This window comes from Streptomyces sp. NPDC052496, assembly GCF_040679095.1.
Classification (GTDB): Bacteria; Actinomycetota; Actinomycetes; order Streptomycetales; family Streptomycetaceae; genus Streptomyces.
In genome coordinates this window covers 29766-45363 of record NZ_JBFAUH010000006.1, presented here as the reverse complement: position 1 = coordinate 45363, position 15598 = coordinate 29766, and the positions used below count along the sequence as shown (strand labels likewise).

At 70.8% G+C, this 15598-nt stretch carries 12 protein-coding genes; 5 read left to right on the top strand and 7 right to left on the bottom strand.

All coding sequences use genetic code 11. The features are described from left to right. The first annotated feature begins 17 nt into the window (after window positions 1–17). From AB0L45_RS10510 to AB0L45_RS10500, 3 genes are all read left to right on the top strand, one after another. Window positions 18–863, top strand: coding sequence for a thioredoxin domain-containing protein (locus tag AB0L45_RS10510; RefSeq protein WP_365838158.1), 846 nt, complete (start codon window positions 18–20; stop codon window positions 861–863). Between the two features lie 213 nt (window positions 864–1076). After that, window positions 1077–1931 (top strand): thioredoxin domain-containing protein, encoded by an 855-nt coding sequence (locus tag AB0L45_RS10505; protein ID WP_365838156.1) that lies wholly within the window; start codon window positions 1077–1079, stop codon window positions 1929–1931. 106 nt (window positions 1932–2037) lie between these two features. Beyond that, on the top strand, window positions 2038–3699 hold the full coding sequence (locus AB0L45_RS10500; RefSeq protein WP_365838154.1) for an alkaline phosphatase D family protein: 1662 nt from the start codon (window positions 2038–2040) through the stop codon (window positions 3697–3699). Between the two features lie 16 nt (window positions 3700–3715). On the opposite strand, the gene AB0L45_RS10495 is transcribed toward AB0L45_RS10500, so the two are convergent. Next, on the bottom strand, window positions 3716–4330 hold the full coding sequence (locus tag AB0L45_RS10495) for a dienelactone hydrolase family protein (protein ID WP_365838152.1): 615 nt from the start codon (window positions 4328–4330) through the stop codon (window positions 3716–3718). A 105-nt stretch (window positions 4331–4435) separates the two neighbouring features. Here AB0L45_RS10495 and AB0L45_RS10490 point away from each other — a divergent pair, with 105 nt between their 5' ends. Further along, window positions 4436–5551, top strand: coding sequence for a mechanosensitive ion channel domain-containing protein (locus AB0L45_RS10490; protein ID WP_365838150.1), 1116 nt, complete (start codon window positions 4436–4438; stop codon window positions 5549–5551). Window positions 5552–5558: 7 nt separating this feature from the next. Here the strand turns inward: AB0L45_RS10490 and AB0L45_RS10485 are convergent, their stop codons facing one another. The 4 genes from AB0L45_RS10485 to AB0L45_RS10470 form a co-directional block, all read right to left on the bottom strand. Further along, on the bottom strand, window positions 5559–7160 hold the full coding sequence (locus tag AB0L45_RS10485) for a Na+/H+ antiporter (protein WP_365838148.1): 1602 nt from the start codon (window positions 7158–7160) through the stop codon (window positions 5559–5561). Window positions 7161–7300: 140 nt separating this feature from the next. Further along, the gene (locus AB0L45_RS10480) at window positions 7301–8242 is read right to left on the bottom strand and encodes an RluA family pseudouridine synthase (RefSeq protein ID WP_365838146.1); all 942 of its coding nucleotides are present in this window, start codon (window positions 8240–8242) and stop codon (window positions 7301–7303) included. Between the two features lie 95 nt (window positions 8243–8337). Beyond that, window positions 8338–9009, bottom strand: coding sequence for a signal peptidase II (gene lspA / locus AB0L45_RS10475; RefSeq protein WP_365838144.1), 672 nt, complete (start codon window positions 9007–9009; stop codon window positions 8338–8340). 171 nt (window positions 9010–9180) lie between these two features. Further along, entirely contained in the window at window positions 9181–9909 is a 729-nt protein-coding gene (locus tag AB0L45_RS10470; RefSeq protein ID WP_365838142.1) for a TraR/DksA C4-type zinc finger protein, read from the bottom strand. A 615-nt stretch (window positions 9910–10524) separates the two neighbouring features. On the opposite strand from AB0L45_RS10470, the gene ileS reads away from it, so the two are divergent. After that, window positions 10525–13665 carry an isoleucine--tRNA ligase gene (ileS, locus tag AB0L45_RS10465; protein ID WP_365838140.1) on the top strand — a complete coding sequence of 1047 codons (3141 nt, stop codon included), beginning with the start codon at window positions 10525–10527 and terminating at the stop codon, window positions 13663–13665. A gap of 409 nt (window positions 13666–14074) precedes the next feature. On the opposite strand, the gene AB0L45_RS10460 is transcribed toward ileS, so the two are convergent. Next, window positions 14075–15205 carry a DivIVA domain-containing protein gene (locus tag AB0L45_RS10460; RefSeq protein WP_365838138.1) on the bottom strand — a complete coding sequence of 377 codons (1131 nt, stop codon included), beginning with the start codon at window positions 15203–15205 and terminating at the stop codon, window positions 14075–14077. A gap of 49 nt (window positions 15206–15254) precedes the next feature. Then, window positions 15255–15548 carry a YggT family protein gene (locus AB0L45_RS10455; RefSeq protein ID WP_030676138.1) on the bottom strand — a complete coding sequence of 98 codons (294 nt, stop codon included), beginning with the start codon at window positions 15546–15548 and terminating at the stop codon, window positions 15255–15257. Window positions 15549–15598 lie beyond the last annotated feature (50 nt).

Below are 15598 nucleotides of genomic sequence, written 5' to 3'. Positions count from 1 at the left end.
CCAGGAGCAGGACAGTCATGAGCAACCGCAACAGCCAGGCCAACAAGCAGGCAGCCCGCGAGCGGCTGCGCATCGAGCGCGAGCGGCAGAAGAAGAAGGAGAAGGTCCGCCGGCAGCTGACCGTCGGCGGTGCGATCGTCGCCGTGCTGGCCATCGCGGGCGGCATCGGTGTCGCCGTGGCCAACTCGGGCGGCGGCGACTCCAGCGGCGGCGGGGCCGACAAGTGGGCCAAGGCCGCGAGCGCCAAGCTGGTCCAGCCGGCCAACACCTCCGGCAAGAACGGCACCGAGATCACCCTCGGCAAGAAGGACGCCAAGCACACGCTGTCGCTCTACGAGGACGCCCGCTGCCCCGGCTGCGCCAACTTCGAGCAGAACGTCGGCGAGACGATCCAGAAGGACCTGAAGGACGGCAAGTACAAGGCCACCGTCCACCTGGGCACCTTCCTGGACAACAACCTCCAGGGCACCGGCTCCAAGAACGCGCTCAGCGCGATGGGTGCCGCGCTGAACGTGAGTCCGGACGCGTTCCTGAAGTTCAAGGAAGCGCTGTTCTCCAAGGAGTACCACCCGGAGGAGACCGGTCCGGACAAGTTCGCCGACAACAATTACCTGATCAAGGTCGCCGACACGGTGCCCGCGCTGAAGGGCAACGCCAAGTTCCAGGACGCCGTGAAGGCCGGGACGTACAACCGCTGGGCGATGGAGATGTCCGAGGTGTTCAACGGCTTCAAGGACGTCAAGAGCACGCCGACGGTCAAGCTGGACGACACGGTGCTGGGCACCGACTCCGCCAACGGCAAGGTCGCCCCGTCCACGCCGGACACGTTCAACGCCGAGGTCGACAAGGCGATGAAGGGCTGACCGCGGTTCTCCCCGGAGCCCCGGACCGACGCTCTGCCCGGAGCGCCGGTCCGGGGCTCCGGCGTACGGCGATGCCAAATCTTGACCCGGCAAGTCGCCGTGCTCATGGCAGACTCCGGGCATGGAGCGGACCGGGGCACCCCGGGCGCCCCTGCGCGCGGTGCGGCGCGCCGCCGGGCACGGGGCACTGTGGACAGGGAGTCGGTGAGCACCATGAGCGACCGCAACAGCCAGGCGGGCAAGCAGGCGGCCCGCGAGCGGATCCGTGCCGAGCGTGAGCGGCAGAAGAAGAAGGAGCGGATCCGCCGGCAGCTCGTCGTGGCGGGCTCGGTGATCGGTGTCCTCGTGATCGCCGGCGGCATCGGCTTCGGCATCATGAAGGCGAACGAACCCACCGGCTGGGAGGCGGCCAAGGAGGCCGAACTGGTCACGCCCGCGCACACCAGCGGCAAGAACGGCACCGAGATCGTCATCGGCAAGCCGGTGGCGAAGGAGACCCTGGAGGTCTTCGAGGACATCCGCTGCCCGGCCTGCGCGGGCTTCGAGCAGAGCGCGGGACCGGCCCTCCTGAAGGGCATGGAGGACGGCCGCTACAAGATCCGCTTCACCATGTACACGTTCATCGACGGCGGGCAGGGCGGTGAGGGCTCCAAGAACGCGCTCAGCGCGCTCGGCGCGGCCCTGAACGTCAGCCCGGAGGCGTTCCTCAAGTACAAGACCGCGCTGTACGCCGAGAAGAACCACCCCGAGGAGGCCGACGACGCCTATGCCGAGGACGCGAAGCTGATCGAGGTCGCCGACCAGGTGCCCGAGCTCAAGGGCGACAGGAAGTTCCAGGCGGCGGTCAAGAACGGTACGTACGACCGGTGGACGATGGAGATGACCGCGCTCTTCGGCCGGAAGGGCGTGACCGGGACACCGGCGTTCCTGCACGGGGACAAGAAGCTGAAGCTGCCGCAGGTCCCGCAGAAGCAGCTGACCAAGGAGCAGTACTACGAGCTGGCCACGGCCAACTTCAACAAGATGATCGACGACGAGTTCGGGCCCGCGAAGAACGCGGAGAAGTAGCCGCGCGGGCCCGGGACACCGGCCCGGCGGACAGCTGTTTACGGGAGGGCGAACTTCCTGCGCGAGCCCTCCCGCAGTGCCTTACCCGACAGTATGGTGATCGGCCGTGACCGATCATGACCAGATATCACGTCGCACCGCCGTTACGGCCGCAGCCGCCTCCGCCGCACTGCTGCCCTTGGCCGCCACCGGCCCCGCCCGCGCCGCCCAGCCCCGTACGGCCCCCCGGCCCCGTACCGCCACACCGGTCTTCCAGCACGGCGTGGCCTCCGGCGACCCGCTCCCGGACGGTGTCCTGCTGTGGACCCGCGTCACGCCCGAACCCGGGGCGGTGCCCGGCTCAGGACGCGGCCCGGACACCGCGGTGAGCTGGGAAGTGGCGACGGACCAGGACTTCGGCTCGGTGGTCGCGCGGGGAACCGCGACCACCACGGCCGCCGCCGACCACACCGTCAAGGCCGACGTACGCGGCCTGGCGCCCGCCACCGCCTACTACTACCGCTTCACCGCCGGCGGCACCCACTCCCCCGTGGGCCGCACCCGCACCGCCCCCGCACACGACGCCAAAGCGCCCCACATCCGTTTCGGCATCGTCTCCTGCGCCAACTGGGAGGCGGGCTACTTCTCCGCGTACCGCCACCTCGCGGCCCGCCGCGACCTGGACGCGGTGCTGCACCTCGGCGACTACCTCTACGAGTACGCCACCGGCGGCTTCCCCTCCCCGGGGAAGGTCGTGCGGCAGCACTCCCCGAAGCACGAGATCATCACCCTCGCCGACTACCGCACCCGGCACGGCGTCCACAAGACCGACCCCGACCTCCAGGCCCTGCACGCCGCGCACCCGATGATCGCGATCTGGGACGACCACGAGTTCGCGGACAACGCCTGGTCAGGCGGCGCCGTGAACCACACGCCCGGCACCGAGGGCGACTGGGCGGCGCGGATGGCCGCCGGCAAGCGCGCCTACTTCGAGTGGATGCCGGTACGGACCTCCACGGCGGGCACCACCTACCGCAGGCTGCGCTTCGGCACGCTCGCCGATCTGCACCTGCTCGACCTGCGGACGTTCCGCGACCAGCAGGCCGGGGTGGGCAGCGGCAAGGTGGACGACCCGGACCGCACGATCACCGGGCGGGCCCAGCTCGACTGGCTCAAGGCCGGGCTGGAGCGCTCGGACACCGCCTGGCGGCTGGTCGGCACCTCGGTGATGATCTCCCAGGTCGCCTTCGGATCCGTACCGGCCCATCTGCTGGCACCGCTCGCCGAGCTCCTCGGCCTGCCCAAGGAGGGCCTGGCGGTCAACACCGACCAGTGGGACGGCTACACCGACGACCGCCGCGAGCTGCTGACGCACCTGCGCGACCGCGGCATCGGCAACACCGTCTTCCTGACCGGCGACATCCACATGGCCTGGGCCAACGAGGTGCCGGTCAAGGCCGCGACCTATCCGGCCACGCCGCCGGTCGCCACCGAGTTCGTGGTCACCTCGGTCACCTCCGACAACGTGGACGACTTCCTGCACGTCGCCCCGCACACCGTCTCCCTGGCCGGGGTGGCCGCCGTCCGGGCCGCGAACCGCCATGTGAAGTGGCTGGACATGGACTCGCACGGGTACGGAGTCCTGGACGTGACCGCCGAGCGCACCCAGATGGACTACTTCACCGTCTCCGACCGGACCGATCCGCACGCCACCACGGCTCTGGCGCGCTCCTACCGGACCCTCTCGGGCACCCAGCGGGTGGAGCGGGTCCGGCAGCCGGTGCGCTGACCTGCGCGTCTTCGCGTCACAGCGAGTCGAGGAAGCCGAGAGCGACCTTCCAGGCGCTCTCGGCGGCCTCCGCGTCGTAATCCGGCAGGTCAGGGTCGGTGAACAGGTGCCCGGCGCCTGGGTAGCGGTAGACCTCCACATCCGCGCCGGCCCGCCCCATCCGCAGGTACCAGGCGTTCAGCCAGTCGTGCGGCTCGAACGGGTCCGGGTCGGCGACGTGCAGCTGTACGGGCAGCTCGTCGACCGCCGCGTCGTCGGCGATGTCCGAGGTGCCGTGCAACAGCAGCAGTCCGCGCGCCTTGTCGTCCGCCAGGGCGAGGTTCTGCGCGACCGCGCCGCCGAAGGAGAAGCCCGCGTAGACCACGCCCCGGTCGGAGTACGGCGCGGCAGCCGTCACCGCGCGGCGCAGCAGCTCGTCCTTGCCGATCTCGTCCTTGATCACCACACCGTCCTCGACGGTCCCGGCGGTCCGCCCGTCGAAGAGATCCGGTACGACGACCTCGTGACCGGCCTCCCGCAGCCGGTCGGCGGCGGCGTGCACCGCGGGTCGCAGACCGCACACCGAGTGGAACAGGACAACCGTCGAGGGTTTGGCGGACGGCGCGGACGGCGAGGCGGACGAAGAGGCCACTGATTTCACTTCCCTGTCATTGGATCGCACTTCCACCATCGTGCCAGTTACGGTCAGTAGGTACCGGCACGAAGCTGACCACACCTAGGAGGACCGGAAGTGTCCATGGAGGACGTGCTTCGTCCGCTCATCGTCGTAGGCGGCTCCATAGTCGTGACGCTCATCCTGGGCTGGCTGGCCGACCTGGCACTGCGCCGGGCCGACACCGCCCGCCCGGACACGCCACTGTGGGGCCTGCTGCGGCGCTGCCGCGTCCCCCTGCAGGTGGTGCTGGTGACCGCGCTGCTGCGCGGCTTCTACGACAGAACCGGCCTGGCGTTCATCGAGGACCACGAGGCGGGCCTCGGCCAGCTCCTCTCCCTGGTCCTGATCGCGGCCACCGCCTGGCTCGCCATCCGGGCCGCCGCGGCCATCGTGGAGTCGTCGTACTCCCGGTACGCGGCGGGCGCGCGGGACGCCGCCCGGGTGCGCCGGGTCCGTACGCAGGTCACGCTGATCCAGCGGGTGGTCACGGCCATCGTGATCGTCGTCGCCGCGGCCTCGATGCTGCTGACCTTCCCCAAGATGCAGACGGTCGGCCAGTCCATGCTGGCCTCGGCCGGCCTGGTCGGCATCGTGGCCGGTGTCGCCGCGCAGTCCACGCTCGGCAACCTCTTCGCCGGGCTGCAGATCGCCTTCGGCGACATGGTCCGCATCGGGGACACGGTGGTCGTGGACAAGGAGTGGGGCACGGTCGAGGAGATCACCCTGACCTTCCTGACCGTCCGCACCTGGGACGAACGGCGGATAACCATGCCGGTCTCGTACTTCACCAGCAAGCCGTTCGAGAACTGGTCGCGCGGCGGCGCGCAGATGACCGGCACCGTCTTCTTCCACCTGGACCACGCCGCGCCGGTGGAGAAGATGCGCGACAAGCTGCACGACATCCTCCAGAACAGCACCGACTGGGACGGCCGCGGCTGGAGCCTGGTGGTCACCGACACCACCCCGACCACGATCCAGGTACGCGCCCTGGTCACCGCGCGGGACTCGGACGCCATCTGGTCGGTGCGCTGCGAGGTCCGCGAGCGGATGATCGACTGGCTGCGCGCGGAGCACCCGTACGCGCTGCCGCGGGTCGTCACCTCCGTCGCCCCCGACAGCGGGGCGGACGCCGCCCGGCTGGCGGACGGCCGGGGGAGCCCGGGGACGCTCGACAAGGGTCCGGGGCTGGACGGCTGACGGCCCCCTACGGCAGCGGCGCGCCCCGCAGGCTGCGCATGTCCAGCTGGCGCAGCACCCGGTCCACGATCTCCGGGTCGGCGCCCGGCTCGCTGCGTGCCGACAGCACCTCGTGGCGGGCGGCGGAGAGCATCTCGCTCTGGATGCGCTGCACCTTCTTCATCCGGGTGACGCGCTTCTCGAAGTGCTCCCGCCGGTCGTCGTCCACGATGTCCGGCGCGATGCGCGCGCCCATGTCGTAGGCGCGCCGGGTCAGCTGCTCGCTGATCTCCTCCGGCAGCTCCTCGACCTCCAGGATCTCCTTCAGGCGCCGCTTGGACGCCTTGATCACCCGGATCGCCAGTTCCCGCTCCAGCCGTTCCTCGGTCTCCGAGTCGGCCCGGACCCGCAGCTTCTTGACCAGGGTGGGCAGCGACAGGCCCTGGACGACGAGGCCGGAGAGCACCACCGCGAAGGCGATGAAGAGGATCTCGTCGCGGGCCGGGAAGTCGCGGCCGCCGTCGATCTCGTACGGGATGGCCAGCGCCAGCGCGACGGACGCCACGCCGCGCATCCCGGACCACCACATGATCACGGTCTCCCGCCAGCTCAGCGGGATGTCCTCGTCGAAGTCCCGGCGCTTGTGCATCCGCTTGGCCAGCCAGGCGGCGGGCAGCAGCCACAGCAGCCGGACGCCCACCACGACCACCACGACGGCGGCGCCGATGCCGAGCATCTCGCCCCAGCGGCCGGACGCCACCTTGATGACGTTGTGCAGTTCCAGGCCGATCAGCCCGAAGGCGACGCCGGTGACGAGGGTGTCGACGATCTCCCAGAAGGTGTAACCGGCCAGCCGGCCCATCACGTCGTCGGCGTCGACCGCGTACTCGGCGAGGAACAGCGCGGCGGTCAGCACCGCCAGCACCCCGGAACCCTCGAACTCCTCCGCGAGGACGTACGCGACGAACGGGACCAGCAGCGTCAGGCCGATCTGCAGCGTCGGGTCGCCCAGCACGTTCATCAGCTTGTTGGCGGCCCAGCCCAGCACCAGGCCGACCGCTATGGCGACCACCGCGGACAGCACCAGCGAGCCGACCGCGCCGGGCACCGAGAAGGAGCCGCTGACCGCGGCGGCGAGCGCGACGTGGTAGAGCACGATCGCGGTGACGTCGTTGAACAGCCCCTCGCCCTCCAGGATGGAGACCATGCGGCGGGGCAGCCCCAGCTTGCCCGCCACGGCGGTCGCGGCGACCGGGTCGGGCGGTGCGACGAGCGCGCCGAGCACCACCGCGGCGGCGATCGGCATCCCGGGGACGATGGCGTGCGCGACGGCGGCGACGGCGGCCGTGGTCGCGAAGACCAGGGCCACCGCCAGCAGGAAGATGGGCCGGATGTTGGCCGTGAACTGCCGCCAGGAGGTGCGCTGCACCGCGGCGTAGAGCAGCGGTGGCAGTACCAGCGGGAGGATGAACTCCGGTGGGATCTCCACGTTCGGTACGAACGGCAGCAGTGCCAGTACCGCGCCCGCCAGCGTCATCAGGACCGGCGACGGCAGCCCCAGCCGGTCACCGACCGGAACCATGACCACGGCCCCGAGAAGGAGGACGAACATCAGGGCCAGCTGATCCACGGTGGCTGCGCTCCGGGGTCGAAATCGATCACGTTCCGACCCAAGCCTGCCATGAAGCGTACGAAAACCGCTCGGACGAGCGGTCCGTCCGCTCGGCCGTCCGGCCTACCTCAGCGCCCGCTCCTGCGGGCCCGCGATCCTCAGGCGCTCTCGGCCCGCACCCGGTCCAGGGCGCGCTGCAGATCCTCGGGGTAGGCGCTCTCGAACTCCACCCACCGCCCGTCGGCCGGGTGCTCGAAGCCCAGGCGCATCGCGTGCAGCCACTGCCGGGTGATGCCCAGCCGCTTGGCGAGCGTCGGGTCGGCGCCGTACGTCAGGTCGCCGACGCACGGGTGGCGGTGCGCGGACATGTGGACCCGGATCTGGTGCGTCCGGCCGGTCTCCAGCTTGATGTCCAGCAGGCTGGCCGCCCGGAACGCCTCGATGAGGTCGTAGTGGGTGACCGACGGCTTGCCGTCGGCCGTCACCGCCCACTTGTAGTCGTGCTGCGGATGCCGGCCGATGGGGGCGTCGATCGTGCCGCTCATCGGGTCCGGGTGGCCCTGCACCAGCGCGTGGTAGCGCTTGTCGACCGTACGCTCCCGGAACTGCTGCTTGAGCAGGGTGTACGCGCGCTCGGACTTGGCCACCACCATCAAGCCTGAGGTGCCGACGTCGAGGCGGTGCACGATGCCCTGGCGCTCGGCGGCGCCGGAGGTCGAGATGCGGAAGCCCGCTGCGGCCAGCCCGCCGATGACGGTGGTGCCCGTCCATCCGGGGCTCGGGTGCGCGGCGACGCCGACCGGCTTGACGATCACCACGATGTCGTCGTCGTCATGGACGATCTCCATGCCCTCGACGGGCTCGGCGACGATCTCCACCGGCGGCGCGGCCTGCGGCATCTCCACTTCGAGCCAGGCACCGCCGTGCACCCGCTCGGACTTCATGACTTCGGCGCCGTCCACCCGGACCTTCCCGCCGGCCGCCAGCTCGGCGGCCTTCGTACGGGAAAAGCCGAACATACGGGCCAGCGCGGCGTCGACGCGCTCGCCCTCCAGGCCGTCCGGTACGGGCAGGGTGCGGATCTCGGGAATCGTGCTCACATCACCGAGTATGTCAGCCCGCTGTGACACTCCGACCGGCCCCGGTCGCCCGGGCCCCGTACCCGTACGGCACCGGGCCCGGCACGGCGTCGCCGTCAGTCCTTGTGCACCGTGCCGTCCGGGTCCAGACCGCGGAAGGACAGGATCACGATCAGGATGCCGCCGCAGACGATCGCCGAGTCCGCGAGGTTGAAGACCGCGAAGTGGGCCGGGGCGATGAAGTCCACCACCGCGCCCTCGAAGACGCCCGGCGTACGGAAGATGCGGTCGGTGAGGTTGCCGAAGGCGCCGCCCAGCAGCAGGCCGAGCGCGATGCCCCACGGCAGGCTGTAGAGCTTGCGGGCGATCCGGATGATCACCACGATCACGATCGCCGCGATGATGGTCAGGAAGATCGTCAACGCCTCGCCGATGCTGAAGGCCGCACCGCGGTTACGGATCACCTCCAGGCGCAGCAGCGACCCGATCACCTCGATGGGGGCGTGGTGCTCCAGCTTCGCGACCACCAGCGCCTTGCTGCCCAGGTCGAGGAGGTAGACGACGGCCGCGACCAGGAACAGCGTGCCGATCCGCCGCTTGCCCCGGCCCGTGACCCGGCCCGCGGTGGCACCGGCCTCGGCACCGGCCGCCTCCGCGTCCCGGTCCGCGTCCCGCTCGCGCGGCGCCGCCCCTTCGGCATTCCCCCCGGACACCGGTGCCGCCGCCGTCCCCGGTTCGGAATCCGGCCCGGTCTCCGGTGTACCGGTGATGCGCTCCGCCTCTGCCACGTTGTGAGCCCCTCAGCCCGTCGAGTCCCGCACGCCAGGCCGCCCCCGGCTGAGGACGAGGGTACGGCACAGGCGTACGGACACCACCGGTACGGGTGCCACCGGCCACGGGCGATTCACCCGCCGGCCGCCGCGGGCCGCCTGCCGGACCGCGGGCGGCTGCCGCCTCCCCTACCTCCGCTCCTGCTTCTGCTTGCACTCCACACACAGCGTCGCCCGGGGGAACGCCTGCATCCGGGCCTTGCCGATGGGCTTGCCGCAGTTCTCGCAGAGGCCGTACGTGCCCGCGTCGAGCCGTTCCAGCGCGCGCTCGGTCTGCAGCAGCATCTCGCGCGCGTTGGAGGCCAGCGCCATCTCGTGTTCACGGGTGATGTTCTTGCTGCCGGTGTCGGCCTCGTCGCCGGTGCCCTCGCCGGTGTCCCGCATCAGTCCGGCGAGCGCGTCCTCGGACGCCGTGATCTCCGTACGCAGCCGCTCCGCCTCGCCGTGCAGCTCGGCCCGGGCCTCGTCGACCTCCGCCGGCGTCCACGGGTCCTCGCCGGGACGTACGGCCAGCTCACCGGGGGCGGCCGCGGCGCGCGCCTTGGGCACCGCGCCCGCCGTCCCGTCCTGCTCCGCCTCGGCGGTCGGTGCCCCGCCCGGAGTCTGCTTCTCCACCACCGTCTTGGCTCCCGTCTTCTTCGCGGGCACCGCCTTCTCGGCAGGTGCGGTCTTCTTGGCCGCCTTCTTCGGCGCGGCCTTGCGGGCCGCGGGCCCGCCGTCCGGAGAAGACCCGCGGGCCGCCTTCTTCGCTGCGGCCTTCTTCCCCGGCGTCTTCTTCGCCGCGCGCCCTGGCTCGGCGGCCGCGGCCTTCCCGGCATCCGCCGTGCCCTGCTGCGCGGCGGTCTTCTTCGCCACCATGGCCGCGACCCCTTCACGTATGTGATCATGCTCGCGAATCGTGACCGGAACGATAAATCGCCTCAAGGCACGCGGCAACGGGACGCACCGCCCTTTCCCGCCCGGTCTCCCCCGCGGCAGCCGGGTCTGCATCCGTTGTGCCCCCCTGCCCGCGCGGTAATCCGCCAGCCCACGGCCCGCGCGGTCGCCGGCACCGGCCGCCCGCCGCGCGGGCGCCGACTCCGGCGCCCTGCGTATCGCCATTCGGGTCACGCCCTCGGCGCCGGCTACCTCACTCGGCGCAGCCCGGGAAACCGGTCGGCCCGCCCCGTCGGTGCCCCGTACACTGTGGGCAGCGAAAGGCGTGGACGGGACGAGTAGCGTCGTACGCAGCGATGAGCGATCCGGGGACGGTGCGAGCCCGGAGGCGTGCGCGACGTGAAGATCACCCCAGAGCCGCCGGAAGAACGCCCACGGGCGGCCCGCAAGCCGCCCGCAGGTCAGTAGAACCGGCCTCGCGACCCCAATGAGGGGGCGGTGCATCGCGCACCGCCAAGGAGGGTGGTACCGCGGGGGCCCAGGCTCTCGTCCCTCCGGACGGAGAACGCAGCTGGTGTCCGCCGGAGGAACGCCCCGATGTCACAGCCTCAGTACCGCCAGGTACCCGCCCAGGTAGACCTGCCCGCCCTTGAGCACGCCGTGCTCGACTTCTGGCGCGAGCAGAAGGTCTTCGCCCGCACCCTCCAGCAGTCCGAGGGACGGCCCGAGTGGGTCTTCTACGAGGGCCCGCCGACCGCGAACGGTATGCCCGGCGCCCACCACATCGAGGCCCGCGTCTTCAAGGACGTCTTCCCCCGCTTCCGCACCATGCGCGGCTACCACGTCGGCCGCAAGGCCGGCTGGGACTGCCACGGCCTGCCGGTCGAGCTGGCCGTCGAGAAGGAGCTGGGCTTCAACGGCAAGAAGGACATCGAGGCGTACGGCATCGCCGAGTTCAACGCCAAGTGCCGCGAGTCGGTGACCCGCCACACCGACGCCTTCGCCGCCCTGACCACCCGCATGGGCTACTGGACGGATCTGGACGAGCCGTACCGCACCATGGACCCCGACTACATCCAGTCGGTCTGGTGGTCCCTCAAGCAGATCTTCGACAAGGGCCTGCTGGCCCAGGACCACCGCGTCGCCCCCTGGTGCCCCCGCTGCGGCACCGGCCTGTCCGACCACGAGCTGGCCCAGGGCTACGAGACCGTCGTCGACCCCTCGGTCTTCGTACGCCTCCCCCTCACCTCGGGCCCGCTGGCCGGCGAGGCGGCCCTCCTCATCTGGACGACCACCCCCTGGACCCTGGTCTCCAACACGGCGGTCGCCGCCCACCCGGACGTCACCTACGTCGTGGCCACCGACGGCCAGGAAAACCTGGTCGTCGCCGAGCCCCTCCTCGAAAAGGCCCTCGGCGAAGGCTGGACCGCCACCGGCCGCACCTTCACCGGCCGCGACATGGAGCGCTGGGCCTACCGCCGCCCCTTCGACCTGGTCGAGCTGGAGGACGCCAACTTCGTCGTCAACGCCGACTACGTCACCACCGAAGACGGCACGGGCCTGGTCCACCAGGCCCCCGCCTTCGGTGAGGACGACCTCAAGACCTGCCGCGGCTACGGCCTGCCGGTCGTCAACCCGGTGCGCCCCGACGGCACCTTCGAGGAGGGCCTCGCCCTCGTCGGCGGCCAGTTCTTCAAGAAGGCCGACGAGCACCTCGTCGCCGACCTCGACGCCCGCGGCCTGCTCTTCAAGCACATCGCCTACGAGCACAGCTACCCGCACTGCTGGCGCTGCCACACCGCCCTGCTGTACTACGCCCAGCCGTCCTGGTACATCCGCACCACCGCGGTCAAGGACGCCCTGCTGCGCGAGAACGAGGGCACCAACTGGTACCCCGACACCGTCAAGCACGGCCGCTTCGGCGACTGGCTGAACAACAACATCGACTGGGCCCTCTCCCGCAACCGCTACTGGGGCACCCCCCTGCCCATCTGGCGCTGCGCCGAGGACCACCTCACCTGCGTGGGCTCCCTGGCCGAGCTGACCGACCTCACCGGCACCGACCAGTCGGACCTCGACCCGCACCGCCCCTACATCGACGCCGTCACCTTCCCCTGCCCCACCTGCCAGGGCACCGCGACGCGCGTCCCCGAGGTCATCGACGCCTGGTACGACTCGGGCTCCATGCCGTTCGCGCAGTGGGGCTACCCGTACAAGAACAAGGAACTGTTCGAGAAGCGCTACCCCGCGCAGTTCATCTCCGAGGCGATCGACCAGACCCGCGGCTGGTTCTACACCCTCATGGCCGTCGGCACCCTGGTCTTCGACAAGTCCTCCTACGAGAACGTCGTCTGCCTGGGCCACATCCTCGCCGAGGACGGCCGCAAGATGTCCAAGCACCTGGGCAACACCCTCGACCCGATCCCGCTCATGGACCAGCACGGCGCCGACGCCGTGCGCTGGTTCATGGCAGCGGGCGGCTCCCCCTGGGCGGCCCGCCGCGTAGGCCACGGCACCATCCAAGAGGTGGTCCGCAAGACCCTCCTCACCTACTGGAACACCGTCGCCTTCCAGGCCCTGTACGCCCGCACCTCCAACTGGTCCCCCAGCGCGGCCGACCCCACCCCGGCCGACCGCCCCCTCCTCGACCGCTGGCTCCTGAGCGAACTGAACGCCCTCACCCAGGGCGTCACCGACGCCCTCGAAACCTACGACACCCAGCGCGCCGGCAAGCTCCTCTCCTCCTTCGTCGACGACCTCTCCAACTGGTACGTACGCCGCTCCCGCCGCCGCTTCTGGCAGGGCGACAAGGCGGCCCTGCGCACCCTCCACGAGGTCATCGAGACGGTCACCCGCCTGATGGCCCCCATCACCCCGTTCATCACCGAACGCGTATGGCAGGACCTGGTCGTCCCCGTCACCCCCGACGCCCCCGACTCGGTCCACCTCAGCACCTGGCCCGAGGCCGACCTGTCGGCGATCGACCCCGAGCTGTCGAAGCACATGCTCCTCGTCCGCCGCCTGGTCGAACTGGGCCGCGCCACCCGCGCCGAGTCCGGCGTCAAGACCCGCCAGCCCCTCTCCCGGGCCCTGGTCGCAGCAGCGGGCTTCGAAGCCCTCTCCCCCGAACTGCGCACCCAGATCACCGAGGAACTGAACGTCTCCACCCTCGCCTCCCTCTCCGAGGTGGGCGGCTCCCTGGTCGACACGACCGCGAAGGCCAACTTCCGCGCCCTGGGCAAGCGCTTCGGCAAGGGCGTCCAGGCAGTCGCCAAGGCCATCGCCGAAACCGACGCGGCAGCCCTCTCCCTCGCCCTGCGCGAAGGCACGGCCACCGTCACCGTCAACGACGAAACGGTCACCCTCACCCCCGACGAGGTCATCATCACCGAGACCCCGCGCGAGGGCTGGTCGGTGGCCTCCGACGCCGGCGCCACCGTGGCCCTGGACCTGGAGATCACCCCGGACCTGCGCCGGGCCGGCCTGGCCCGCGACGCCATCCGCCTCATCCAGGAGGCCCGCAAGAACAGCGGCCTCGACGTGGCGGACCGCATCGCCCTGCGCTGGCAGACCACCGACGAAGAGGTCCGCACCGCCCTGACCGACCACCAGCCCCTCATCAGCGAGGAAGTCCTGGCCACCGACTTCACCCAGGGCGAGGCCGACGACACGTACGGCCCGGCCTTCGAGGACGAGAGCCTGTCCCTGACCTTCCACCTGCGGAAGACGGAGGCCTAGGCCCCAGCAGACAGCAACGAAACGGCCCCCGACACGCCCTGTGTCGGGGGCCGTTCCCGTATGCGCTAAGCGGCGCCCACGAGAGATTCCGTACCGAAGCGCACGGAAGGCCGCAAACGGCGCGGGCTCGGGGACATACAGGGGTCTCCCCGCAGGTCAGCCGGGAGCCTGGGTTCACTTCACGCCCCGGGCGACGTACACGGTGCCGTGGGGGCACCCCCGGCCGAAGGCTGGGGGAGAGTGACCCCTGTGTGGCCCCGAGCCCCCACCCACCGGACCAAAGGCGTAAAACCCGCACCCCCACCGGACCAACGCAAAAAGCCGGACCCCCGGGGAATCACCCCAGGGGCCCAGCCCGATTGCCGACCACGCACTACACGCGACGACTACGCGCGCAGCGCGCCCCCGCTCAGTTGTCGTCCTCGTCGATCAGGAACCCACGCATCGGCGACGGCGCCTGCTGCATCGGCTGCTGCCCCTGCGGCCGCACCGGAGCCATCGGCTGCGTCATCGCCGGCGACATCTGCTGCTGCCCGCCGTACGACGGACCGCTGCCCGAGCCACCACCGTGACCACCCATCGACTGCCCGCCACCCATGGTGTGGTTGCCCCCCATGGACCCGGCCCCCGCCGAAGCCATCGACGGCGACGGCGGCAGCGAAGCGGTCGCCGGCGTCCGCGGCGGCGCCAGCGAGTCGTCGGCCTGGTTCTCCAGCTGGCGCAGCTGGCTCTCCAGGTAGGACTTCAGCCGCGTACGGTACTCGCGCTCGAAGCCGCGCAGGTCCTCGACCTTGCGCTCCAGCGTGGCGCGGGCCGACTCCAGCGACCCCATCGCAACGCGGTGCTTCTCCTGCGCGTCCCGCTCCAGCGCATCCGCCTTGGCACGGGCGTCCCGCTCCAGCCCCTCCGCACGCGAGCGCGCCTCGCCCACGATCTTGTTGGCCTCGGAACGGGCCTCAGCGATCGCCTGGTCGGCGGTCTGCTGCGCGAGCGAGAGCACGCGAGCGGCACTGTCACCGCCCGGGCCCTGCCCCGGCTGCGGCAGCTGCGGGCCGCCGTGGCCACCGGGACCGCCCATCGGGCCGCCCAGCGGACCGCCGGGGCCCATCGGACCGGGGCCGTGCGGGCCCTGCGGGCCGGGACCGTGGCCACCGGGCCCGGCCGGGAGCTGCGGGGCTCCTCCGGTCAGCTGCGGCGGGCCGCCCAACTGCTGCTGTTGCTGCTGTTGCTGCGGCGGCACCGGCTGCGGTCCGGATATGGCGGCGGGCACCGGAGCCCCGGGCCGCCCCTGCTGGTGCTGCTGCCCCTGGTCCTGCTGCTGCTCCTGCTGCTTGCGCATGTTCTGCTGCTGCTGGTTCTGGGCGGCGGCTCGCGTCGCGGCGGCCAGCTTGGCGCGCAGGTCCTCGTTCTCGCGCAGCAGGCGGGTCAGTTCGGCTTCGACCTCATCGAGGAAGGCATCGACCTCGTCCTCGTCATAGCCTTCTCGGAGGCGGACGGTCGTGAACTGCTTGTTCCGCACGTCCTCGGGGGTCAACGGCATCTCTACTTCACCTCAACGTAGTCGTCGGCAATCGGCAAGACCGTATCGTTCACACCAACAACACCGATCTCACGACGGTGATCAGGATGTAGACGATGATCATCAATACGAAGAAGGACAGGTCGAGCGCCACGCCCCCGAGACGCAGCGGCGGAATGACCCGCCGCAAGAGCTTGAGTGGCGGATCAGTGACAGTGTAGGTGGCCTCCAGAACGACCACCATTGGCTTGCCGGGTTGCCATGAACGGGCGAACTGGAAGACATAGTCCATCACCAGCCGGAAGATCAACACGATGAGGAAGCAGTACAACGCGATGTAGATCACCTGTCCAGCGATGCTCATCCGCGGTGTCCTCTCCCCTTGCCATGCTGTCGTGTTGGGCGTTTCCGCCC